At 67.4% G+C, this 23,361-nt stretch carries 16 protein-coding genes; 4 read left to right on the forward strand and 12 right to left on the reverse strand.

Annotated elements, in window-relative coordinates; genetic code table 11:
* Window positions 1–55: 55 nt before the first annotated feature.
* Window positions 56–1,993 carry a glycoside hydrolase family 5 protein gene (locus ABD768_RS19760; protein ID WP_344842599.1) on the reverse strand — a complete coding sequence of 646 codons (1,938 nt, stop codon included), beginning with the start codon at window positions 1,991–1,993 and terminating at the stop codon, window positions 56–58.
* A 250-nt stretch (window positions 1,994–2,243) separates the two neighbouring features.
* Window positions 2,244–3,029, reverse strand: a complete 786-nt coding sequence (locus ABD768_RS19765) for an alpha/beta fold hydrolase (RefSeq protein ID WP_344842602.1) — start codon at window positions 3,027–3,029, stop codon at window positions 2,244–2,246.
* An 85-nt stretch (window positions 3,030–3,114) separates the two neighbouring features.
* On the opposite strand from ABD768_RS19765, the gene ABD768_RS19770 reads away from it, so the two are divergent.
* Window positions 3,115–4,716: a beta-N-acetylhexosaminidase gene (locus ABD768_RS19770; RefSeq protein ID WP_344842605.1), complete on the forward strand. Its 1,602-nt coding sequence runs from the start codon at window positions 3,115–3,117 to the stop codon at window positions 4,714–4,716.
* 119 nt (window positions 4,717–4,835) lie between these two features.
* Here the strand turns inward: ABD768_RS19770 and ABD768_RS19775 are convergent, their stop codons facing one another.
* A complete protein-coding gene (locus ABD768_RS19775; protein ID WP_344842607.1) occupies window positions 4,836–9,497 on the reverse strand; it encodes a multicopper oxidase domain-containing protein in 4,662 nt (1,553 codons plus the stop codon).
* 221 nt (window positions 9,498–9,718) lie between these two features.
* Window positions 9,719–10,093 carry a DUF3626 domain-containing protein gene (locus ABD768_RS19780; protein ID WP_344843018.1) on the reverse strand — a complete coding sequence of 125 codons (375 nt, stop codon included), beginning with the start codon at window positions 10,091–10,093 and terminating at the stop codon, window positions 9,719–9,721.
* On the opposite strand from ABD768_RS19780, the gene ABD768_RS19785 reads away from it, so the two are divergent.
* Window positions 9,983–10,312 carry a hypothetical protein gene (locus tag ABD768_RS19785; RefSeq protein ID WP_344842609.1) on the forward strand — a complete coding sequence of 110 codons (330 nt, stop codon included), beginning with the start codon at window positions 9,983–9,985 and terminating at the stop codon, window positions 10,310–10,312. The genes ABD768_RS19780 and ABD768_RS19785 overlap by 111 nt on opposite strands.
* Before the next feature lie 38 nt (window positions 10,313–10,350).
* Here the strand turns inward: ABD768_RS19785 and ABD768_RS19790 are convergent, their stop codons facing one another.
* The 7 genes from ABD768_RS19790 to ABD768_RS19820 form a co-directional block, all read right to left on the reverse strand.
* Complete coding sequence (locus ABD768_RS19790; protein WP_344842611.1) at window positions 10,351–11,775, reverse strand: GH1 family beta-glucosidase; 1,425 nt, start codon at window positions 11,773–11,775, stop codon at window positions 10,351–10,353.
* A gap of 70 nt (window positions 11,776–11,845) precedes the next feature.
* Entirely contained in the window at window positions 11,846–12,850 is a 1,005-nt protein-coding gene (locus ABD768_RS19795; RefSeq protein ID WP_343964466.1) for an ABC transporter ATP-binding protein, read from the reverse strand.
* Window positions 12,847–13,893: an ABC transporter permease gene (locus ABD768_RS19800; RefSeq protein WP_343964468.1), complete on the reverse strand. Its 1,047-nt coding sequence runs from the start codon at window positions 13,891–13,893 to the stop codon at window positions 12,847–12,849. The genes ABD768_RS19795 and ABD768_RS19800 overlap by 4 nt, the downstream gene beginning before the upstream one ends.
* Window positions 13,894–13,896: 3 nt before the next feature.
* Window positions 13,897–14,877: an ABC transporter permease gene (locus ABD768_RS19805; protein ID WP_343964470.1), complete on the reverse strand. Its 981-nt coding sequence runs from the start codon at window positions 14,875–14,877 to the stop codon at window positions 13,897–13,899.
* Complete coding sequence (locus tag ABD768_RS19810) at window positions 14,874–15,941, reverse strand: ABC transporter ATP-binding protein (RefSeq protein ID WP_343964472.1); 1,068 nt, start codon at window positions 15,939–15,941, stop codon at window positions 14,874–14,876. Before ABD768_RS19810 ends, ABD768_RS19805 begins: the two co-directional genes overlap by 4 nt.
* A 78-nt stretch (window positions 15,942–16,019) precedes the next feature.
* Window positions 16,020–17,702, reverse strand: coding sequence for an ABC transporter substrate-binding protein (locus ABD768_RS19815; RefSeq protein WP_344842616.1), 1,683 nt, complete (start codon window positions 17,700–17,702; stop codon window positions 16,020–16,022).
* 208 nt (window positions 17,703–17,910) lie between these two features.
* Window positions 17,911–18,936 (reverse strand): LacI family DNA-binding transcriptional regulator, encoded by a 1,026-nt coding sequence (locus ABD768_RS19820; RefSeq protein ID WP_343964476.1) that lies wholly within the window; start codon window positions 18,934–18,936, stop codon window positions 17,911–17,913.
* 356 nt (window positions 18,937–19,292) lie between these two features.
* On the opposite strand from ABD768_RS19820, the gene ABD768_RS19825 reads away from it, so the two are divergent.
* Complete coding sequence (locus ABD768_RS19825; protein ID WP_344842620.1) at window positions 19,293–20,498, forward strand: ROK family protein; 1,206 nt, start codon at window positions 19,293–19,295, stop codon at window positions 20,496–20,498.
* 106 nt (window positions 20,499–20,604) lie between these two features.
* A complete protein-coding gene (locus ABD768_RS19830) occupies window positions 20,605–21,954 on the forward strand; it encodes a GH1 family beta-glucosidase (RefSeq protein WP_344842623.1) in 1,350 nt (449 codons plus the stop codon).
* 97 nt (window positions 21,955–22,051) lie between these two features.
* Here the strand turns inward: ABD768_RS19830 and ABD768_RS19835 are convergent, their stop codons facing one another.
* Window positions 22,052–23,323, reverse strand: a complete 1,272-nt coding sequence (locus ABD768_RS19835; RefSeq protein WP_344842625.1) for a ricin-type beta-trefoil lectin domain protein — start codon at window positions 23,321–23,323, stop codon at window positions 22,052–22,054.
* Window positions 23,324–23,361: the final 38 nt, after the last annotated feature.

A 23,361-nucleotide genomic window follows, 5' to 3' on the forward strand; every position in this document is an offset into this window, starting at 1 on the left:
GGGGGCTGTAGGGGCGGGCGGAGTGTCACTGCGGGCTAGTCCGGCGTGAGGAGCGTTATCCGAGTTGGCGGCAGTAGAGGGCGGCTGGGGTGCCGGAGGAACCTACGCGGGTGGTGAAGGCTATGCCTGCGATGTATTCGGTGTCGGTGCACTGGCCTTTGTAGTTGTTGGGGGCGAAGTCGCCGCCGTTGGTGGGTGGGCGGTTGTCGCTTCGGTCGAACCAGACGGTTCGGGCGGAGGTGCCTGGGGGGAGGGCGGCGGAGGCGCAGAGGGCGGAGGAGAGGCGGGCGCCGCGGACGCTGTAGCCGATGACGAAGGAGCCTGGGGCGCATTGGTACTTCGTGTAGCCGGAGGCCCAGTCGGGGGAGACGTGGCGTTCGTCTTTCACCACTTCGTAGCCGGTCGAAGAGACGCCGGAGCGGCAGAGGGCTCGGTTGTTGGTGTGGGCCAGGGCGATCAGGCGGGTGCCGTCGGGGCAGGCGGCTTTGCGGGCGCCGGAGTCCCAGTCGCCGGCGGCTCGCATGCGGAGGGACTCGACGAAGTCGCCGTGGTCGGGGCTGAGCATTTTCCAGTACGGCGTGGGTGGGATCTGGCCGGTTCTACTCGGGGCGGCAAGAAGGCGGGTCCACGCGGAGGCGCGCCAGTCGTCGCCGTCGTACAGGCCCATTCGGTGGCCGGCGGAATCCCAGTGCAGCAACGCCCAGCCGTTGCCGGTTCGGTTGGTGTGCCAGCCGACCAGTGGCCAGTACGCGAAGTCGGCGTCGGTACGGATCAATTGGTCGACGAAGTTCTCGAACCAGGCGCGTGGTTTGGCGCCGGTCTCCTCGCGGCCGCCGACGCCGAATTCGCTGATCCACAAGGGCGCGGTGAAGTGGCCGTCCTCGCCGGTGACGAAGAAGGCTTGACGGTTGAGTTCGCTGATCAGATCGGCGGGGGAGAGGTCCTGGTAGCGCGGATCACTGGTCTCGCCGGTGCCGGTCGCGCCGCTGTGGCGGGGACCGGTGTAGCCGTAGAAGTGCGCGGAGTAGACGAGTTTGCTGGACGCGACCAGGGTGTGGGACAGGCTGCGGGCCGGCTCGAGGGTCGGGCGTTCGTGCGGGAAGCCGTCGATCGGGATGCCGGTCCAGTTGATGCCTTCGACAACGATCAGCAGGTTCGGGTTGGCTTCGGTGAGGATGCGGTCGCCGAGGCGTTGGGTTGCGGCGAACCAGTCGTGGGCGTCGCCGAGGCCCCAGTTCGGGTCGTCGAGGATGTCACGGCGTACCTCGTTGTACAGGTCCGCTCCGACGACGCGGGGGTTGGTCTTGTAGCGGTTGACCATGAAGAGCCAGTCGCTCTCCCAGGTCTGGTCGGACTGGCTCTTGTTCCAGCGCTCGTTGCCGTCGATGCCGCAGCACCAGCGGGTCGTGTTCGTGTGGTTGTTGAGGATCACGGCGAACCCGGCGGTGGTGAGCGCCTGTACGACCGCGTCGTACACCTGCAACGGCGTCTTCCCCCGCACCTCAGGATTGGCCGCCACCGAAGCGTCCGTCACCGGGCGCGCGTCATGCACCATCTCATTGGAGAACGGCAACCGAATGCTGTTCAGCCCCAGCTCGCCGAACCCGCCGATGATGTCCGCAATCGCCGCCCGATCAAGCCCCAGCGGCATCCGCCCACTGTTCTCGCCCGCATGGTGATTGGCATCGACCTCGCTGTCACCGGACCCGTTCCAGGTCCCGCTGGCCCCATGCCAATTCCCCGACCTCAACCGAAACCGGTCCCCGTTGGCATCCACAATCCACCGCCCCCGAGTACTGAGCGGCGGCGTCCACGCAGGCACCACCTCAGCCCTGTACGCCGGTACGCCGCCCGACCCGGTCGCCGGGGACCCAACCGCCGCCGACTCGGCCGCTCCCCGCTCGGTCCCCACCGTGGCGCGGGCCGGCGCCAACCCCGTCGCCGGAAGTACCAACAGCATCGCGACCACGGCCGCCCTGACGATTCCGCGCATGGCTCACCCGTCCCCAGATCGGTGCACTCGGAACTCGCCATCATGACCGATCCCCGCCACCCGAACCAGATCTCGCGCAGCCCTTGGTGTCCGAGCCCACCACTGGTGGGCTCGAACACCAAACGGTGACCTTGAACAAGCTATTCGGTGTTCAAACCCACCGGAACCTGTTCAAGGTCGCCGGTTCTGGCCGAGGAGTTGGGTCGCGGTGTGGTGGATCGTTGCGGCTAGGGGCCAGTGGTCGGTTGGGTCAGGTGTTTTCGGGGGCAGGTGCTCGGCGGATGGGGGCGACGGTTGGGACGGGGGTGTTGGTGAGGAAGTCGAGGACCAGGGCGTTGACGAGGGCCGGCTTTTCCTGGGGCAGGAAGTGGGAGGTGCCGGGGACTACGGCGAATTCGGCGTTGGGGATGTTGTCGTACATTTCGACGGCGTGGGCGAGCGTCACCAGGTCGTCGTCGGAGAACATCACCAGGGTGCGGGCGGTGATCACGTTGAGGTCGGTGGCGCGCAGGTCGGGTTCCTTGGCGGCCATTTCGCCGATCTTGGTGGCGACGACGGGGAAGTGGTCCTCGCCGTCGGGGGAGACCTCGCCGTACGCCGGGCCGAGGAACTGGGTGATCGCCGGGACGTCCCACTCCGTCTCCGGGCCCGCCTCGCCCGACTTGTTGAAGCCGCCGCTGATCAGCACGAGCCGATTGACCAGCTCAGGGCGTTGCATCGCGACGAGCATCGCGGTGAAGGCGCCGTCGCTGTGCCCGACCAGATCGGCCGGCCCGCCGATCACAGTCTCGAGGAACGCGATCGTGTCGTCGGCCATGAGTTGGTAGCTGATCGGGCCCTCGACATCCGGCGTATGCCCGTGCCCACGCCGCTCCGGCGTGTAGACGTGGAAGTGCTCGGCCAGCGCGGGCGTGTTCGCCTCGAAGAACCGTGCGTCCACCAGCCCGCCATGCATCAGCACAAGCGGCTCACCCGAGCCCGCCCCGTGCTCGTCGTACCAGGTCTTCACGGCCCCCAATTGCACGTACTCACCCATAACGCTCCCCAATGTCCGGATGCCGAAAAGCTACCCCACGGACCGGGCCTTGACTCGACCGGTGAGGGCCCGAACACTCACGGTTATGACACGACTCGCCCGCCGCCCAGGACGGGTCTCGCTAGCCGGCATCCTCACCGCCGCTCTGCTCGCGACACCCCTCTTCGCACCCACAACGACTGCCCTGGCCACGCCACAAGCAGACCCCGCACCCAGCCTGATCCCCAAGCCGGTCAGCCAAACCGCGCTCACCGGCCAGACCTTCACCCTGACCAGCTCGAGCGCGATCAACGTCGCCACCGACGCCGCCGAAAGCCAAGCCGCCGGCAAGGTCGCAGAACAGTTCGCCGCCAGACTGCGCGTCTCAACCGGCTACCCACTAGCGATAGTGCCGGGCACCGCCACCATCAAGCTCTCCACCAACGGCCCCGCCTCGCTCGGTGCCGAGGGCTACCAGTTGCGCGCCGACAGCACCGCGCTCAGCGTGACCGCAGCGACCCCCGAAGGCCTGTACCGCGGCCTCACCACCGTCAGGCAACTACTGCCCGCCAAGTCCGAGGCGTCGACCCAGCAGGCCGGCCCGTGGACAGTGGCCGGTACGACGATCGACGACTCACCGCGCTACGCCTACCGCGGCACCATGCTCGATGTATCCCGCCACTTCTTCTCACTGACCGAGGTGAAGCGGTACATCGACCTCGCCGCCCTCTACAAGCTCAACAAGCTCCACCTGCACCTCTCGGACGACCAGGGCTGGCGCATCCAGGTCGACTCGTGGCCGCGGCTCACGACGTACGGGGGAAGCCTCGAGGTCGGCGGCACGCCAGGAGGCTTCTACACCAAGGCAGACTTCGCCGAGATCGTCCGGTACGCCGGTGAGCGCTACCTGCAGGTCATCCCCGAGATCGACACCCCCGGCCACACCAACGCGGCACTGGCGTCCTATGCGCAGCTCAACTGCAACGGGGTCGCTCCGCCGCTCTACACCGGCACCGATGTCGGCTTCAGCTCCCTCTGCGTCGCGAAGCCCGTCACGTACACGTTCCTCGACGACGTGTTCCGTGAGGTGGCCCAGCAGACCCCTGGCGACATCGTCCACCTAGGCGGGGATGAGGCGCACTCGACCCCGCACTCCGACTACCTGACCTTTGTCCCGAAGGCGTCCGCCCTTGTCACCAAGCAGAACAAGCGAGTGATGGGCTGGCAAGAGATCGCCGAGACCAGCCTCCCGGCCAACAGCATCGCGCAGTACTGGGGCACTGACGACACCCGCTCCCGCGACCTGGCCCGCAAGGCCGCCGCCCAAGGCGCCAAGGTAGTCCTGTCCCCGGCCAACCGCGCCTACCTGGACATGAAGTACAACTCCAGTACTCCGTACGGCCTGTCCTGGGCCGGCTACGTCAGCATCCAGAAGTCCTACAGCTGGAACCCGTCCACCCTCATCCCGAACCTCCCCACCACCGCAGTAGCCGGCGTAGAAGCCCCCATCTGGTCCGAAACCCTCGACAACCTCGACAAGCTCGAATACATGGCCTTCCCCCGCCTACCAGGCATCGCCGAGCTCGGCTGGTCCCCGTCCTCCGCCCTCGACTGGACCACCTACAAAACCCGCCTAGGCGCCCAAGGCTCCCGCTGGGACACCCTAAGCATCAACTTCTACCGAGCCCCCGAAATCACCTGGCGCTAGCCGCCGCCGGGCTCGCCTGCTCGTGGAGCGGCGCCGGGGCACGTTGTGTGACCCGGCGCCGCTCCGTTCCTTTGGTTCGGTACCTCCTCCAGCTGGGTGTTTGATGAGCCGGTGATTGGTCAGAGAGCAGCGGCCACCAGGACCGGTGTCGACCAGGCGCCGGTACCTAGTGCGTTGGTGCCACGGATCCGGAAGTACCACGCCTGTCGAGCGATGGTTCCGGTCGTGACGGTCGTGACGGCTCCGAGGTTCGTGGTGCCGGCAACCGTCGTGAATGCTGGGGTTGCGCTCCATTGGATGGTGTAGCCGGAAGCTCCGGCGACACCGTTCCAAGTGAGGGTGACCCGCTCCCCGCCGCCTTGCCGAGCGGCGCTGCCGACCAGGGCTGTCGGTACGGCCGGGACGTCGACGGTGACGGTCAACGCCGGGGTGAATGCCGAGGTTCCGGCGGCGTTCTCGGCGGCGACCCGGTAGACGTACGTGGAACCGAGTGCCACGCCGGTGTCGGTGAACGTGACGTTCCCGGTGCCGGCGCCGGCGGCCCTTGTCGCGATCCTGCTGAACGTCGTGCCGCCGTCGGTCGAGCGCTCGACCGCGAAGCCGGACTCGTTGCTCGCGTTGTCACGCCAGGTGAGCACCACCCTGGGAGGCCCTGCCTGCAGCGCCGCCGTGAGCAGTGTCGGAGCTGCCGGGAGGTTGACGCCGAGTTCGCTCGAGGTCGACTGGACCGACATGGTCGGGAAGCCCGACCCGTAGCCGACTGTGTTCACAGCCTGTACCCGGTAGCGGTAAGGCGTCGTCGCATTGGACGTCGGGTCGACCGTGACCAGTGTTGATCCCTTCGTGTTGGTCTGGTTGAGCGGCGACTGCACCGTTGAGACGGTGGTCCAGTCGATGCCGTTGGTCGTGCGCTGGACCACGAACGACGTTTCGGTGATCGAGTTGTCGGTCCAGGTCAGGCGCACCCTCCGGTTGGCGCCGCTGCCGGTGAAGGTGAAGGCGAGGTTCTCGGCCTTGAGCGGCGGCATCGCGAGGCTTACCGGTCGCATCATGTCCATTTCCTCATGGGACAGGATGTGGCAGTGGTAGACGTACTCCCAGCCGAAGTTGACCAGCTGGTTGGTGATCGCCGCCGTCGGATTGCCCTGCGGGTCGATGCTGTTGAAGCCCACCGCCGACCCGATCGGACTCATCGGGCTGAGGGCCCGCACCGAGTTCGGCACCTCGAACGGCACCTTCGGGATGATCGGGCGCAGCGCCACGATGGTGTCCTCCAGCGGACTGATCCGCACCGTGTCCTTCCACCCCAGCTCGCCAGGGTCCGGCGGGATGATGATGTTGTCCCACGTCACCCGGTTCAGCACCTGGACATCGAAGAGGTGGAAGTGGATCGGGTGCGTGTCCACCCCGTTGTGGGTGAAGCGCCAGATCTGCGTGCCGTCCTTCAGGTCACTGATCGGACTGGCCTTGACGTCGGCGGTCGGCAGCTTGGTGCCGTCGATCAGTTCGGTCTGTGGATTGACGTACGGGTACAGGGTGACGTTCTGTTGCCCTGGACTCGGTGGTTGGGCCTCGAGGCCGAGGTTGGCCTGCATCCGCCCGAACTCGTCGAAGGTCGAGGAGTTCATCTCGTCGTGCATCGCCTTCGGCTCCAGCTTCATGGACACCTTCGTGGCCGGCGACCGCAACGTGTTGAAGCCGAAGGTGCCGGTGTCGTTCACCCGGAGCAGGCCGTCACACCGCTGTACGTTGGTGTTCGCGACGTTGCAGTTGCTGCTGGCGGCGAACGACGAGCCGTACGCCGAGTTGTAGGCCGCCTGACCGACGACGATCGGGTTCTGCCCCGACTCGAAGACCCCGGAACCGTTGGCCTTGTGCGTGAACGCGGCGCGGAGCTTGGTGAGGTCGAACGCGGCCGCGGGCGTGCTGGCGGCGATCGTCACCTGCATCACCGTGCGGGTGTTGGGGCCGTAGCCGGCCAATGGGGACGGGGCGCCGGCCGGGCGGAGGTCCGGTGCTCCGGTGTAGTAGTCGTACGACGGCACCCTGGCCGGGAACGCGGCGGGAGCGTCGTTGTAGAGGATCAGCGTCTTGCCGGCGAACTTCGAGAAGTCGACGATGACGTCGGCCCGCTCCGCCGGTGCGAGCAGCAACGACGACTTGTCGACGTTGCCCACGTCGAACCGGGTCGGGTCGGTGATCCAGGTCGTCGGCTGCTGGCCGTCGATCACCGCGGGAGCGGGCAGGAAGCCACTCTCGTTGGCGATCTGAACCCAGTCGGGGCCGAAAGCGTTGTTGTTGGCGCCCACCGGTGTCGGTGACACCGTCGGATCTGTTTGCGCTGCCTGGAGCTCGTTGGGCTTCAGCGCTACCTCGGTGGTGCCGTCACCCTGGGTCGGATCGGCGGTGTACCACTGGAGGTTGAAGAACCGGTCGTTGGCGGCGTTGAGCATCCTCAGCCGGTAGCTCTTCGGCTGCAGAGTCACCTTGGGGTAGGCCACCCCGTTGACGATCGGGGTGTCGTTGAACTGCTCCATCCCTGCTGAGATGTTCGGCGTCCCGGGGATCTGCTCGGGCTCACAGAACGGATCGGTCTGGTACTGCCAGGTCGACGGGACGTCGAGCTTGCAGGCGGGGTCGAAGTACGGGTTGGCGATCGGGCCGTTGACCGTGCCGGTGGCCGGCGGCCAGAACCATGGCCCGTACATCCAGCGGCCGTAGGCACTCATCCCCGAGGGGTCACCCGGGTTCTGTGCAGGCATGTAGACGTGGTGGTACCAGAAGCTGCCCTTGGCGCCCCAGCGTTGCTCGTCCCAGGTGGGGTCCTGCAGCTTGAGCTGGGCCTGGTCCGGGGTGAACGTCCGGTCCTGCACGATCAGCGGGAGACTGTCGGCCTCACCAGGGATCGTGCCACTGCTGACCAGCGCCTTCTCCGTGTCGTCGGTGATCAGGTAACCGGCGGCCTCGCCGGCGTACACGTTCAGCCGGGTGATCCCCCACGAGTGATCGTGGTAGAACATCATCCGCGCACTCTGCTGATTCGTGTAGTAGAAGGTGGAGCAGCCGTCGTCGGCGGCGGCGCAGACCTCGGCGCCCGAGCCGTCGACCATGTCAGGCACGGTGCGAACACTCACACCCTGCGGCCATGGGGTGTTCTCCCCGGCCGGCGTGATCCACTGGTGCGGCGTACCGTCGCTGATCCACGGCGTGACCCCGCCATGCAGGTGCAGCGTGGCGCGGTTGTCCTTGAAGCAAGCGGCGTCCTTCGGGTACTGCGTACAGGCCGGGTTGCGTACGCCGTCCATGACGGTGCCGGCGTTGGTCGGTGCGGCCTGCCCGGTCGGGCCTGTGCCCGATCCCATCATGGTGCTGTCGGTGGGCAGGAACAGATCACCGGCGGCACCAGTGGGCAACAGGTTGCGGAAGACGATCCGTACCGGCTTGTCCTTCGTCGCGGCGATGATGGGGCCGAGCCATTGCGGCGAGGCGACACCGGTGTAGCCGGCGATCTGCTGCCGGGTGCCGTCCACCAGTTCGTTGTAGAGCGGCACCTGCCGGCCCGGAACTCCAGGGGTGGATAGCTGCACGTAGCCGCGGACCAAGGTCGGCGGCAGGTCTGAGGAGAACTTCGTCCGGTACTGCACCAGACCGATGACGTACTCGTCGCTCGCCTTGCCGTTGTAGGTCTTGGCCTCCGGAACCGCGGTGGGAATGAACTTCGCGGCCGGCCCCATCGCCGGGGTACTCGGCGCCAGCGGGCAGCCCGTACCGTCGGTGCCCGGGTTGCAGGTGACCGGAAGCTCGTCCTGGAACTTCTTGAGGCCCGGGGACAGGTACCCGTTTCCAGGCGTGTCCACGGTGATCCCGCTGATCGAGCCGACGTCGGTGACTGCCGTCACGGCCGCCCCTGTGCCGGTCCCGGTCGGGTCGGTGACCGCGACCGCCGGCGTACTCGTGTAGCCGGTACCAGGGTCGGTCACGGTGGCAGCGACCAGCTTCAGATCGGCCGTGGCAGTGGCCGGGGTGGACCCGGTGATCGGGTCGAAGATCGTGCCGTCGCGAACCGTGACTGCGGGCGCCGTGCTGTAACCCGAGCCGGGTGAATCGACGACGACCGCGGTGATCGTGCCGTTGGCGTTCATCCCGTCGACCGGGTCGCCGTTGGCGATCATCGGCACGTGTCCCTTGGCGACGGTGCCGTTGGGATCGTCGGGCAGGTCGAAGTCGACAGTCGGCATCGTGTAGCCGCTGCCACCGTCGGCGATGTGAACGGCGTCCACGCCCCCAGAGGCGGTCGCGGTCGCACCGGTGCCACCGCCACCGGTGATCGCGACGCCGAACCCGCTGTACCCGGTGCCGGCGCTGCCTACTGTGAGGTTGACGACCGCGCCGGTCGGGTTGACCGTCGCAGTCGCGCCGGCCGGCGTACCAGTGCTGCCATCGACGGTCACCGTCGTCGTCGCGTCGTAGTCGTGACCGGGAGCGGTGACCGTGATCGATGTGATCCCACCGGTCGCCGGGTCGACCTGGGCCACAGCCGCCGCCCCGGTCCCCGTCCCGTTGATCTTCACCGCCGCGGTCGACAGCGTGGCCGGGCTGTTGGCCCAGTTCGGATAGGGCCCGAAGTAGTGTGGGACCTTGGTCTCGTCAGTCGGCGACACCGGACCCGCAGCGGACACGCGCGCCGGCGTGACCGCACTGACGGGCCCCGCCAGCCACGTCATGGAACCCGCGATCACCGCCAATACCGTCAGGCACGTGGTGGATCTTCTGACATTCACGATCAGCCTCCCTCTGGACTCGGATCCTGCCTGGATCGCCCCCCAGTCCCCTGCGCCAAGCAGTCCTTTTCAGGGTCGCGACATCCGTCGGCGGAGCCAGAGCCGAAAGAGTTCGAGGATTCATGCCATAGGTCCCTTGACCCGGCCGCCCGGGCACACTCACAGCGTTGCCTCCGGCCACACCGTGCATCACCGCTCGATCCGATTGACCGGTGCTGAGGTCACCTGGACTCGTCGCCGAAGCGGGCCAAGTAGTGCCAGACGCGTTTGAAGGCCTGGGGGTCGTGCTGTCCGAGCGCCGCCGCGTCGCCGAGGATTGACGGCGTCAGCCAGCCGTCTACTTCGATCGACAGGCCGAGGTCTACGTACTGCCGGCCTCTGTAGTCGGGGTGGCGGCGTAGGTCGTCGGTGGTGAGGCGGAAGCCGGCGTGCCACTCGATTGGGCAGGGGAGTCGGCGGGCTGCTTGCTCGATTGGTGTGCCGCGGTGGCTGGGGTCCAGGACCAATGCCTCGACGTCGCGGTCCAGTCGGACCGGGCCGTGGACCTGGGCTTCGACGTAGTTGTCCAGGGCATCTCGGTCGTCGGCCTCGGCCAGGGCGTCGGCGGTCAGGCGGAAGTGGGCGGAGCCGAAGCGCGGCGCTGCCCCGGTGGGCTGGTGCCGGTAGTTGAGGGCGCCGTAGACCCGCCGTCGCGGTCGGGGTGGAAGTTGAGGGTGATGCGGAGGGTTTCATCCAGCGGCGGTCCCGAGGAGAGAGCGGTGATGTGGCCCAAGGCTCGGTCGGGTGCGGAAGGCGGCGGCACGGGGGAATGGTAACGGCCCGGACGGAGGCGTCCGGGCCGTTCGGTTCTTGCCTACTTGGAGCGGTGTTGCTGGGCTACCTCTTTGAGGTACAGGGCGCTTTGCTTGGGGATTCGGGCCTGGGTTTCGTAGTCGACTCGGACTATGCCGAAGCGTTTGTCGTAGCCGTAGGCCCATTCGAAGTTGTCCAGGAGGGACCAGGCCAGGTAGCCGCGGATGTCGGCGCCCTGTTGGATGGCGGAGGCTACCGCCGCTAGGTGGGAGGCGAAGTAGGCGGTGCGGCCTTCGTCGGCGACGTAGCCGGTGGTGTCGGCGGTGTCTTCGAAGGCGGCGCCGTTTTCGGTGATGACCATGGGGACGCCGGGGTAGTCCTTGGAGATACGGACCAGAAGATCGGTGAAGCCTTCGGGGACGATCTCCCAGTCCATGGCGGTGCGGGGGCGGTTCAGGGGGAGGGTACGGGTGATGGGGAGGCCGTCTTCGCCGACCGTTTCGCCGTTTTCGCCGAAGCCGGTGAACTTCTGGCTGAAGTAGTAGTTGATGCCCAGGACGTCGAAGGGGGCCGAGATGGTGGCCAGATCTCCTTCCTGGATGGGGATCTCGATGCCTTCGGCGGCGAGGTCGGCGATGACGTCGGCCGGGTAGTGGCCGTGGACGAGCGGGTCGAGGTAGAGCCGCGCGCCCATGCCGTCGGCGCGACGGGCTGCCTCGAGGTCCGGCTCCAGGTCGCTGGCAGGGTACGCCGTTGCCGCGTTCAACGTGATGCCGATGTCGAGCTTGCGAGGCGCTGCCTCCCGCATCCTCTCGGTGGCGAGACCGTGGCCGAGCAGCAGGTGGTGGACCGCGGCAACAGCGGCCGGGTACTCCTTCCGGCCCGGCGCATGGGCGCCGTACGCGTAGCCGAGCATCGCCGAGCACCACGGCTCGTTCAGTGTCGTCCAGGTGTCGACCCGGTCGCTCAGCGCGTCGAACACCAGCATCGAGTAGTCCGCGAACCGGTACGCCGTATCGCGCACCGGCCAGCCGCCCGCGTCTTCGAGCTCCTGCGGCAGATCCCAGTGGTACAGGGTCACCCAAGGATCGATGCCCTGGGCAAGCAGCTCGTCGACCAGCCGGTCGTAGAACGCGATCCCGGCCGGGTTCACCCCACCGCGACCGCCCGGCTGCACCCGCGGCCAGGAGACCGAGAACCGGTACGTGTCCAGCCCGAGGTCCTTGATCAGGGCGACGTCGGCCGGCATCCGGGTGTAGTGCTCGCAGGCGATGTCACCCGTGTCGCCATTGTCGATCGCGCCGGGCACCTTGCAGAAGGTGTCCCAGATCGACGGCGTGCGGCCGTCGACGTCGATGGCGCCCTCGATCTGGTACGCCGAGGTCGCGACGCCCCAGCGGAAGCCCGGTGGCAGGGTGTCGATCAGGGCCTGCTCGGCCGCCGGCGCGGTGAACGCTGTGGAGGTGGGGGCAGCGGTGCTGTTCATAGGCGTGTGTACGGCGCCCGCCGGTGGGCGAGCGCCGTACTGGCTCCCTTCGAAAGGTAGAGGTGAGAGATCAGCCGACCGGAACGCGACCCGGCAGCCAGCAGGCCACCTCGCGGTTCGGGTCGTTCCTGGCCTCGGGTACGCCGAGGACGGGGATCTCCGTCGAGCAGCGGTCGAACGCGTGCGGGCACCGCGGGTGGAACGCGCAACCGGTCGGCATCCCGCGCAGGTCGGGCGGGGATCCGGGGATCCCGGCCAGCTCCTTGCGCGGACCGCGCAGCGCCGGGAAGGACTTGAGCAGTCCTTCGCTGTACGGGTGCAGGGAGTCCTTGTAGAGGTCGGCCGACTTCGCCTGCTCGACGATGCGGCCGCCGTACATGATCGCGATCCGGTCGGAGAACTCGACCAGCAGCGACAGGTCGTGGGTGATGAACAGCACCGAGAAGTCGAGCCGCTCGCGCAGTTCGACCAACTGGGCGAGGATCTGCCGCTGCATGACCACGTCGAGGGCCGTGGTCGGCTCGTCCATGATGACGACCTGGGGCTCGAGCACCAGCGCCATCCCGATCATCACCCGCTGCCGCATACCGCCGGACAGCTGGTGCGGGTAGGCGTCCATCCGATCCGCCGAGATGCCGACCAGCTTGAGCATCTCCTTGGCCCGAGCGACCCGTGCCTCCTGGGTGAGCTGCGGCTCGTGCGCGCGGATCACGTCGAGCATCTGGGTGGAGACCTTGTGCACCGGGTTGAGCGAGTTCATCGCGCCCTGGAACACGATCGACGTCTCGGCCCAGCGGAACGCGCGCAGTTCGGAGTTGCTGAGTGCCATCACGTCGTACGGCTCGCCGCCCGGCGGGTGGTAGATGACCGAGCCGCCGCTGATCACGCCGGGCGGCGGGAGCAGCCGGGTGACGCCGTACGCGAGCGTCGACTTGCCACTGCCGCTCTCGCCGGCCAGCCCGAGCACCTCACCGCGGTGCAGGGTCAGCGTGACGTCGCGGACCGCCTGGACGGCCTGGTCGCCCAGACCGTAGTCGACGTTGAAGTTCTTGATTTCGAGCACTGGCGGCTTCATGCGGCGCCCTTCGCTTCGTCAGTGGCCTTCCGCACCACGGGCGTGACCGGGTCCTTCTTGCCGTTCTGGGACAGGACCGGGGTGAACCCGACGCGCATCTTGACCGTGTGGCCGTCGGCGGTCTTCACCTTGGTGTGGCCGCTGCTGCGCAACCGCGGGCTGACGAACTCGTCGATGCCGAAGTTGATCAGCGACAGCGCCGTACCGAGGATCGCGATCGCGAGACCGGCCGGGACGAACCACCACCACGCGCCCTGGGCCAGGGCCTGCTGGCTCTGCGCCCAGAACAGGATGGTGCCCCAGTTCCACTCGGAGATGGTCGAGATGCCGATGAAGGCCAGGGTGATCTCGGACATGACGGCGAAGATCACGGTACCGACGAAGCCCGACGCGATGATCGCGGTCAGGTTCGGCAGGATCTCGACCGTGATGATCCGCCAGGTGCTCTCACCGGTGGCCCGGGCCGCCTCGACGTAGTCACGCCGTCGCAGGGAGAGGGTCTGCGCACGGAGTACTCGCGCTCCCCAGGCCCACGACGTCAGACCGATGACCAAGGCAACCATCAGGTCGCCCGCGCCGGGGATGGTCGAGGCGACGATGATGATCAGTGGCAGGGCCGGGATGACCAGGAAGACGTTCGAGAGCGCGGACAGGGTCTCGTCCGCGGCGCCACCGAGGAAGCCGGAGCTGACCCCGATCAGGACCGACAGCGCCGTCGCGATGATGCCGGCCAGCAGGCCGACGAACATGACGCCGCGGGTGCCGACCAGGATCTGGCTGAAGATGTCCTGGCCGAGGTGCGTGGTCCCGAACCAGTGCTTGCCGGAGGGGCTCTGGAGGATGTCGCTGCTGCGCTTGGACGGATCGAACGGCGCGATCCACGGCCCGATGATCGCGATCAGGCAGAAGAAGGCGAGCGTGACCAGTCCGGTCGCGGCCTTGCCGTTGGCGACGAACCGCAGCCGCTGACGCTTGGCCGGGGCGGTCGCCGCGGCCGGTCCGCCGGGGGTGACCGCCGTGATGGTGCTGGCTGGTGCGGACATCGGTCAGCCCTCCTTGCGGGTGCGGGGATCGAGCAGCAGGTACGCGACGTCCGCGAGCAGGTTGGCGACCAGCACCGAGAGCGTGATGATCAAGAAGATGCCCTGCAGCAGCGGATAGTCCTTGGAACCGACGGCCTGGAACAGGTTGTAGCCGATACCGGGATAGGAGAAGACGATCTCCACCAGCAGCGTGCCACCGACGATGAAGCCGAGCGAGAGCGCGAAGCCGGACACGTTCGGCAGCAGCGCGTTGCGGGCGGCGTAGCTGACCATCACCCGCCGCTCGGACAGGCCCTTGGCGTGCGCGACGGTGATGTAGTCCTCCGACGCGACGGTGACCATCATGTTGCGCATGCTGAGGATCCAGCCGCTGACCGAGGAGATCAGGATGGTCAGCGCCGGCAGCAGGCTGTGCTGGATCGCGCTGCCGATGAACTCGCCGTTCCAGGACGGCACCAGGCCGGGCTCGTAGCCGCCGGACGACGGGAAGAAGCTGCCTGCGCCGGCCAGCAGGGTGATCGCCAGCAGACCGAGCCAGAAGTACGGGATCGACGAGATGAACGTCGTCACCGGCAACAGCCCGTCCATCCAGGAGCCGCGCCGCCAGCCGGCCAGCACACCGAGCCCGGTACCGAGCGCGAAGCTGACGATGGTGGTGATGCCGACCAGCAGGATGGTCCACGGCAGCGACTGGGTCAGGATCTGCGACACCGGCGCCGGGAAGAAGGTGAACGACGTCCCGAGGTCACCGTGGAAGATCTGGATCCAGTAGTCCTTGTACTGCGAAAGCATGCTGGCGTTCTTGTCCAGCCCGAACAGCACGTAGAGGGAGTGGACCGCCTCGGTGCTGATGTTGCCCTGCTGCTTGTTGATCAGCGACTGGACCGGGTCGCCCGGGATCAGCCGGGGGATGAAGAAGTTGATGGTGACGGCTGCCCAGGCGGTGAACAGGTAGAACGCGATCCGCTGCAGAAGGAACTTCACTTCGCGGCCCCTTCCTCGTAGAGCCAGCACGCGGCCCAGTGTTCGCCCTCGCCGGAGACGATCGGCAGCTCGAACCGCGGCGGCAGCTCGGTGGAGCACTTCGGCATCGCGTGGATGCAGCGCGGGTGGAACCGGCAGCCCGTCGGCGGAGCGATCAGGCTCGGCGGCTCACCACCCGCGGTGTCCTCGGGAGCGTCCTTCGCGTCCCCAACCCGGTCGAGCCGGTCGGGGTCGGGCGCGCTCTCGATCAGCAGCCGGGTGTACGGGTGCGCCGGGTTCTGGGTGAGGGTCTCGGAGTCGCCGCCCTCGACCATCCGGCCGGCGTACATCACCAGGGTCTCGTCGGCGAAGTACCGGGCCGAGGCGATGTCGTGGGTGATGTAGAGGATCGCCAGGTTGAGGCGTTCCTTCAGGTCACGCAGGAGGTTCAGTACGCCGAGGCGGATGGAGACGTCGAGCATCGAGACCGGCTCGTCGGCGAGCAGCACCTCGGGGTTGGCGCCGAGCGCGCGGGCGATCGACACCCGCTGGCGCTGGCCGCCGGACAGTTCGTGCGGGAACTTGTCCAGGTAGCGCTCCGGCGGGGTCAGCTGGACCCGCAGCAGCAGCGCGTTCAGGTTCTGCTCGAGCTCGGCGGAGCCCTTGCCCGCCCGGCCGTGGATCTTCAGCGCGCGGGTCAGGTGGTACCGCACGGTGTGGACCGGGTTCAGCGAGGCGAACGGGTCCTGGAAGATCATCTGTACCTGGCGGCAGTACGCGCGGAAACCGCGGCCGCCCTTGACGGTGATCGTCTCGCCGTGCAGCCGGATGTCGCCGGCGGTACGGCCGTACAACTGGGCCATCAGCCGGGCCACGGTCGACTTGCCCGAGCCGGATTCGCCGACGAGTGCGGTGACCCGCCCCCGGCGAAGCGTCAGCTGGATGTCGTCCACCGCGTGCACTGCCTTGCGCTCCTTGGTGAACAGGTCGCGCAACCCCCGGCGGACGGGGAAGTGTTTGGTGAGGCCGTCGGCCTCGAGGACCACGTCGCCCGTGGTCACCGGTTCTGTCTCGGTCGCCGTCATGACTTGTCGATGCTCCTAGCTCGATCGTGGCACCGCGGCCGGATCCCCAGGTGGTGGGATCCGGCCGCGGTCTTGTGCTTAGGCTCCGGAGGGCTTCAGCTTCAGGACGATCTCGAGCGCGTTCTGCTGGGTCGGCTGACCCGGTGCGTACGGGTCGGCGTCGCTCGGCCAGCCGGACCAGTTCTTGGTGCTGTACAGACCGCCGACGTTGGACGCCGAGGTCGGGATGATCGGCATCTGCTCGACCATGATCTTCTGCAGCGTGTTCAGCGCGGTGGTGCGAGCTGCCTCGTCGGCGGCGTTCGCGTACTCGTCGAGCGCCTTGGTGGCCTCCGGCGAGTTGAACCGGCCGTAGTTGCCGCTCACGCCGCCCTTGCCGATCGGCTTGAGGATCTTGCCGTCCATGATGTTCTGGTAGATGTCGAACGGCGTCGCGCCACCGTTGGTCCAGTGCATCGCGGCGTCGAAGTCACCCTCGTCGATCTTCTTGAACCAGGCGTCCTGGTTGGCCTTGTCGACGGTCGCCTTGATGCCGATCGTGGACAGGTTGTCCTTGATGATCTCGAGGTCGGTGATGTAGTCGGACCAGCCGGCCGGGTCGGTCAGCGTGATCGTGACCGGCTTGCCGGTCTTGTCCTTCAGCACGTCGCCCTCGAGCTTGTAGCCGGCGGCGGCCAGGTCGGCCTTCGCGCCGTCGACGTCGACGACGTGCTTCTTGTCCTTGTACTCCGGGGCGATGAACGACTCACCAGCCGGCGTCGGGATGCCGGTGACGGACTCGACCTTCGGGTAGAAGTACCCGGCCTCGCCCTGCTGGAAGATGTCGTCGCGGTTGATCACCTTGTCCATCGCCCGGCGCAGCGCCGGGTCGTCGAACGGCTTGCGGGTGGTGTTGATCCACAGTCCGTGGATGCCCAGGTTGGCCGGGAAGAACAGCTTGTGGTTCTTCTCGTCCTTCGACTGGTAGACCGCCTTCACGTTCGGGACGAAGACGAAGCTCCACTCCGAGGCGCCGTTGGCCAGCGCGGTGGTCTGCGCGTTGTTGTCGTTGTACGAGGTGTAGCGCAGTTCCTTGATCTTCGGCAGGTCCTGCCAGTACGAGTCGCGGACCGTCAGCGTGGTGGTCTGCGGGGTGAACGACTTGACCGTGTACGGGCCGGTGCCGATCGGGTTCTTCAGGATGTCCTTGGTCGGGTCGGTGATCGCCGACCACTGCTTCTTCGACACCACGAACACGGTCAGGACCTTGTTCTGGTTGGTGAACTGCGACCGGGTGAAGGTCAGGTCCACCTTGTTGCCCGACGCGGTGATCGTCCCGTAGGGGATCGCGTCGGTGTTCAGGCCCTCGTTGTCCTTGCGGAGCTGGAACGAGTAGGCGACGTCGTCGGCGGTCATCGGCGTACCGTCGGAGAACTTGACCCCGTCGCGGATGGTCAGCGAGAGCTTGGTGAAGTTGGCGTCCCACTTCCACTCGGTGGCCAGCCACGGCTTGCCCGGCTCGGCGGGCTTGATGCCGTTGATCATCACCAGCGGCTCGAAGATCATCCAGCGGTAACCCAGCGACGCACCGGCCGACGAGCCGAGGAACGGGTTGTGGTTCTCGGTCTGCGGGCCGTTCGGCATTCCCACGTTGAGCACGGTGGTGGTGCTGCCGCCCGTGCCGGCGGTGTTCTTGCTGTCGTCCCCGTTACTGCAGGCAGCCATCAGGGCTGCCGCGAGCACGCCCGTGAGGGCTAGCGCGACTGAGCGTCGAGCTCGCATCGTTCCTCCTGTGTTTCGTCCAACTGGTTGGCGGATGACAGTGGGATGACTGTCGGGTGGTGCCTGGGGGGCCTTCGCATCGTGCCGTGAAAGCGCTCTCATGGGAATATCGGCGGCGCTAACAGATCGGTATCGGTGCTGATCGGTGACGGATGCTTTTCACCGGCGGCGGAGCGGGGGCAGCCACTCCGCCGCCGGAGTCTGGTGACTAGCGGTTCACGGTGTGGCGGGCGGTCACGGGGGCGGTTGAACTGCGGACGATGAGGGTCGTCGGCAGCACTTGGGGCTCTTCCGGCATCGGACTGCCGCCGAAGTAGCCCATCAGCATCCGGGCCGCCGCCTGACCCATCTGGCGCATCGGCTGATGCACCGTGGTCAGCGGCGGTTCGGTGTGCTGGGCGTAGGGGATGTCGTCGAAACCGACCACCGACACGTCGTTCGGCACGTTCCGCCCGGTCTCCCGGACGGCCTGGATGGCGCCGCCGGCGGACAGGTCGTTGTGCGCGAAGATCGCATCGAACTTCAGTCCGGCGTCGAGGGCCTGCTGGACGCCCTTGCGGCCGCAGTCATGGGTGAAGTCGCCTTCGAAGACGAGTCTCGGGTCGAGCTCGATCCCGGCCGCCGCGTAGGTGTCGCGGAAACCGTCCAGGCGTTCCTGGGTACAGCCGAACCAGTCCACGCCGGTGATCACCAAGGGCTGGTGCCGGCCGAGCTCCAGCAGGTGCTGGGCCGCGGCCGCGCCACCGGCGCGGTTGGTGGTGGCGACGGACGGGAAGACGGGCTGCTTGGCCCGGTCGTCGATCAGGACGACGGGCAAGCCGCGGGAGTGCAGTTGTTCGATGTAGGCGAGCGTGCCTTCCGGCTCGATCACCAGCAGGCCGTCGAAGGACTGGGCCGAGACCTGGGAGGCGAACTGCTGCATGGATTCCTCACCCCGGTTACAGGTGAACAGCAGCAGGCCGTAGCCCTCGGACTCGACCACGTCCACGGCGCCCTGCAGCACCTCGCCCATCCAGGGCCAGGTGAGCGAAGGGACCAGCATGCCGACGATCCGGGTCCGGCCGCGGGCCAGCCCGACGGCGCGGGCGCTCGGCACGTAACCGAGCTCCGCGATCACTTGGCGGACCCGCTCGGCGGTGCGCATGTCGAGCTCGCCCTTGCCGTTGAGGACACGGGAGACGGTGGTCTTGCTGACGCCTGCACGGGCGGCGACATCGGCGATGGTGATCGACACTTCAGCTCCCCTCGGGCGGTTGGGGTTCATGTTGCCGCGACGTGTCCGGAATGTTCGGAACCGGTTTCGGAAGCGGTTCCGTAGAGTGAAGCCGAGTGAGTCAGCTCACGTCAATCACGGTGCGATAACGAATCACGACTAAGTTCACGATTTGTAAGAAGTCCTTCGTTGTCTTGACCGCGGACCGGGGTGGTGCGGTGAGGGAGGCATCGAGCACAGCGTCTCCAGGCCCTTCCGGACCGGCGCTGGTGCATGATGGAGTGTCGGCCGAAAGATCGATTTTCAGCCGCCGGCCGGCGCAGACCCCGAGGGCGGAACACACAACGATGGATGGACGCCGGACCACTGTGCGCGACATGCGCAGGTCCAACCGCTCCGTGCTGCTCACCAGCATCTACCGCGACGGACCGCTGAGCCGGTTCGAGCTGGGACACCAGACGTCGCTGAGCGCCGCGAGCGTGAGCAACCTGGTCGGCGAGCTACTCGACGAGGGCGTGGTCGAGGAGGCCGGCTCGGTCGAGTCCGACGGTGGCCGGCCCCGCGTGCTGCTCCGGGTCGCCCCGGCCTTCGGGTACGTCGTCGGCGCGGAGGTCGGCGAGACGCGGGTCAGGGTCGAGCTCTTCGACCTGGCGATGAACCAGCTGGCGACGAAGGTCTACCCGATCGAGACGCCGAAGCCGGACCCTGCGCTCGTGGTCAAGTACGTGCTCGCCGGGCTGTCCGAAGTACTGGCTCAGGCTGGGATCGCTGAGGATCGCGTGTTGGGCCTCGGTGTTGCTGTGGCTGGTGTCGTCGAGGGGCCGGCTGACGCGGTCGTGCATGCGCAGACGCTCGGGTGGGACGCGGTTCCGCTGGGTGCGTTGCTCGCGGCCAAGACCGACATCCCGATCCAGGTCGACAACGGCGCGAACACTCTCGGCCAGGCGGAGATGTGGTTCGGGGCCGGCCGGGGTGCGACCGATGCGGTGGTCGCGCTGGTCGGATCCGGCGTCGGCGCCGCGCTCGTCACGGGCGGCACCAGCTATCGCGGCACCCGCAGCAGCGCGGGCGAGTGGGGCCACACCACGATCATGTACGGCGGACGCCGGTGCCGCTGTGGATCGGACGGCTGTCTCGAGGCGTACGTCGGCGCGGAAGGCGTGCTCGATCGGCATCGACTGGCCGGCGGCAGCGAGGTCTCCTTCGGGGCTGACGAGGAAGCCGCCTTCATCGCGCTGCTCGACTCGGTCGACTCGTCCGAGGCCGCCGCGAAGGTGGTCGAGGACACGATCGGCTACCTGGGCGCTGGTTTCGCCAACCTGGTCAACCTGTTCAACCCCGAGCGGATCGTGCTCGGCGGTTGGTCCGGACTGTTGCTGGGCGAGCGCTACCTCCCCGAGTTGCGCGCGGCCACTGCTCGGCACGCGTTGCGGCAGCCCTATGCGCAGGTTTCCATCGAGCTGTGCGAGCTCGGTCGTGACGCGGTCGCCATGGGTGCCGCGACGCTGCCGATTCTTCGGTTGCTCCGCGACGGCGGCACCACCTCGCGTGCGCCACGCAATCTCACCGCGCGCGTTCGCTGACGCCGGCTTTCTGCTCGGACGCTTCCGGAACCTCGTTCGCTATTCGGGGTTCAGGACTTCAACTATGCTTTGAAAAAACCCGCCTACTACCCCTTGGGGGTCACCGATGGTCGAGCTCTCCCCGCTCCGGCAGGACTTCGTCTGGGGTACCGCAACGTCGGCGTACCAGATCGAAGGTGCGATCGATGCCGATGGCCGGCTGCCGTCGATCTGGGACACGTTCTGCCGGGTTCCCGGCGCGATCGACAACGGTGATACCGGTGACGTCGCATGTGATTCGTACAACCGCTGGCCCGAGGATCTGGAGCTGATCAAGCAGCTCGGTGTCGACGCCTACCGGTTCTCGATCGCCTGGCCGCGGATCTTCCCGACCGGCTCCGGCGAGGTCAACGAGGCCGGTCTCGCCTACTACGAGCGGGTCGTCGACGACTTGCTTGCCAATGGCATCAAACCGTTCGTCACCTTGTACCACTGGGATCTGCCGCAGGCGCTGCAGGATCTCGGCGGCTGGGAGAACCGCGAGACGGCGTACCGGTTCGCGGAGTACGCGGCCGTCGTCGGGGCGCGGCTCGGCGACCGGGTCACTGACTGGGTGACGCTGAACGAGCCGTTGTGCTCGGCCTGGATCGGCCACTGGGAAGGGCGGATGGCGCCTGGCATCAAGGATCACGAGATCGCTGTGCGGGTGTCGTACAACCTGATGCTCGCGCACGGGCTCGGCGTCGCGGCGCTGCGCGAATCGGCGCCCAAGCCGCCGCAGGTCGGGCTGGTCGTCAACCTCAGCGGCATCGAGCCGGCTTCGACCGCTGCCACTGACATCCGCGCGGCGCAGGTTGCCGACGGCCACATCAACCGTTGGTGGCTGGACCCGCTGTTCGGTCGCGGCTTCCCGGCGGACATGGTCGAGGTGTACGGCGTCGAGCTGCCCGAGCGGCCCGGTGATGCCGAGATCATCGCGGCGCCGACGGACTTCGTCGGGCTGAACTACTACTTCCGGCAGATCGTGAAGGCGGACGAATCCGTTCCTGTGCTGGGATTCAGCCAGGTTCCGGGTCCGAACGTCACGCACACGATGCTCGACTGGGAGGTCCACCCGGCGGGTCTGGAGGAGCTGATCCTCCGCCTCGCCAAGGAGTACGGCGCCGAAAAGATCTACATCACCGAGAACGGCTCGGCCTGGGTCGACCAGCCCGACGCCGACTTCAACGTCGACGACACCGACCGGACCGCCTACCTGGACAGCCACTTGGCCGCTTGCGTCCGCGCCGTCGAGCAAGGCGCCCCACTCGCGGGCTACTTCGCCTGGTCCCTGATGGACAACTTCGAATGGGCCTACGGCTACGCCCCCCGCTTCGGCCTCGCCTACGTCGACTACCCCACCGGCAAACGAGTCATGAAAACCAGCGGCAAAACCTACACCGCCCTCATCAAGACCCACCGCAATCTGAGGGGTTAACCCCCCAAACGCAAGGTTGCCCCACCAGATTCTGGTGGGGCAACCCACCATCTCGGGGGTTAACCCCCGAGATGGGCGTGGTTGGGGTGGGGGTTGGCTAGAGGGTCCACTTTTGGGCGGCGGTGCCGTTGCAGGTCCAGATTTGTAGGCGGTTGCCGTTGGCTGTGTTGGCTGAGGGGATGTCTACGCACTTGTTGGCCTGGGGGTTCACCAGGTCTTGGGCGCCGGTGTAGGTGAACTGCTGGGCGGGATTGCCGCTGCAGGTGGCTATCTGGAGTTTGGTGCCGTCAGCGGTGCCGCCGCCGGCTACGTCCAGGCACTTGCCCAGGGCGCGGATGGTGCCGTCGCCGGGGCGGGTCCACTGCTGGGCGGCGGAGCCGTTGCAGTCGTAGAGCTGTACCGGCGTACCGTCGGCCGAGTTGGCCGCGGCGACGTCCATGCACTTGCCGAGCGCCTTGATCGCGCCGCCGGTACCGCCGCCACCGGAGGTGAGCTGGTTGACGCGGACGTAGTCGATCGTCATCGTCTGCGGCATCACCGTGCTGCCGTCGGGGTAGCCCGGCCAGTAGCCGCCGACCGCGACGTTCATGATCAGGAAGAACGGGTGGTTGAAGACCCAGGTGTCGCCACCGAGGTCCGCCGGGGTGCGGCGCTGGTACTGGACGCCGTCGACGTACCAGGTGATCGCGCCGGGCTCCCAGTCGACCGTGTAGGTGTGGAAGCCGTCGCGGAAGGCCTGGCCGTTGGGGGAGTTGTACGCGGCTCCGATGCCCTCGGCGCCGGAGTAGCCCGGGCCGTGGATGGTGCCGTGCACGGTGTTCGGCTCGCGGCCGATGTTCTCCATGATGTCGATCTCACCGTTGTTCGGCCAGCCGCCGCCCTCGGCGCCGAGCATCCAGAACGCGGGCCAGACCGCTTGGGTGCCGGGGATCTTGATCCGTGCCTCGAACCGCCCGTACGTCTGGGTGAAGGTCTGTGCGGTGAGCAGCCGGGCCGACGTGTACTGGCACGGGCCGTAGTGGCACTGGAAGCCGCCGTTCTCCTGGCGCGCCGTGATCACCAGGTTGCCGGCGCCGTCCTTGGCGGAGTTGCGGGTGCTGTTGGTGTAGTACTGGCGTTCGTCGTTGCCCCAGCCGGAGCCGCCGATGTCGTAGCGCCACTTGCTGGAGTCGGGGGCCTGGCCGGCCGGGCCGTCGAAGTTGTCCTCCCAGATGACCGGCCCGACCGCGTTCGCCGCCATCGGCGAAGCCGCCGAGTCGACTGCGGAGGTACCAGCTGTCGCGGGGGATTGGAGCAGAGCGGTGCCGACCAGGGCGGCGCCTGCGGCGAGCAGGGCGGCTGACCGGAACCGGGTACGCGTGAGCCTCATGCGTGCCTCATTTCTCGCGCGGCCGGAGGGGCGTCCGG

Origin of the sequence: Kribbella ginsengisoli, assembly GCF_039537185.1 — a bacterium.
In the GTDB taxonomy this organism is placed as follows: Bacteria; Actinomycetota; Actinomycetes; order Propionibacteriales; family Kribbellaceae; genus Kribbella; species Kribbella koreensis.

Bases quoted from the DNA above. Each gene is read 5' to 3' on its own strand.
- ABD768_RS19760 (WP_344842599.1), bottom strand. From the start codon at position 1,993: ATGCGCGGAATCGTCAGGGCGGCCGTGGTCGCGATGCTGTTGGTACTT.
- ABD768_RS19765 (WP_344842602.1), bottom strand. From the start codon at position 3,029: ATGGGTGAGTACGTGCAATTGGGGGCCGTGAAGACCTGGTACGACGAG.
- ABD768_RS19770 (WP_344842605.1), top strand. From the start codon at position 3,115: ATGACACGACTCGCCCGCCGCCCAGGACGGGTCTCGCTAGCCGGCATC.
- ABD768_RS19790 (WP_344842611.1), bottom strand. From the start codon at position 11,775: ATGAACAGCACCGCTGCCCCCACCTCCACAGCGTTCACCGCGCCGGCG.
- ABD768_RS19795 (WP_343964466.1), bottom strand. From the start codon at position 12,850: ATGAAGCCGCCAGTGCTCGAAATCAAGAACTTCAACGTCGACTACGGT.
- ABD768_RS19800 (WP_343964468.1), bottom strand. From the start codon at position 13,893: ATGTCCGCACCAGCCAGCACCATCACGGCGGTCACCCCCGGCGGACCG.
- ABD768_RS19810 (WP_343964472.1), bottom strand. From the start codon at position 15,941: ATGACGGCGACCGAGACAGAACCGGTGACCACGGGCGACGTGGTCCTC.
- ABD768_RS19815 (WP_344842616.1), bottom strand. From the start codon at position 17,702: ATGCGAGCTCGACGCTCAGTCGCGCTAGCCCTCACGGGCGTGCTCGCG.
- ABD768_RS19825 (WP_344842620.1), top strand. From the start codon at position 19,293: ATGCGCAGGTCCAACCGCTCCGTGCTGCTCACCAGCATCTACCGCGAC.
- ABD768_RS19830 (WP_344842623.1), top strand. From the start codon at position 20,605: ATGGTCGAGCTCTCCCCGCTCCGGCAGGACTTCGTCTGGGGTACCGCA.
- ABD768_RS19835 (WP_344842625.1), bottom strand. From the start codon at position 23,323: ATGAGGCTCACGCGTACCCGGTTCCGGTCAGCCGCCCTGCTCGCCGCA.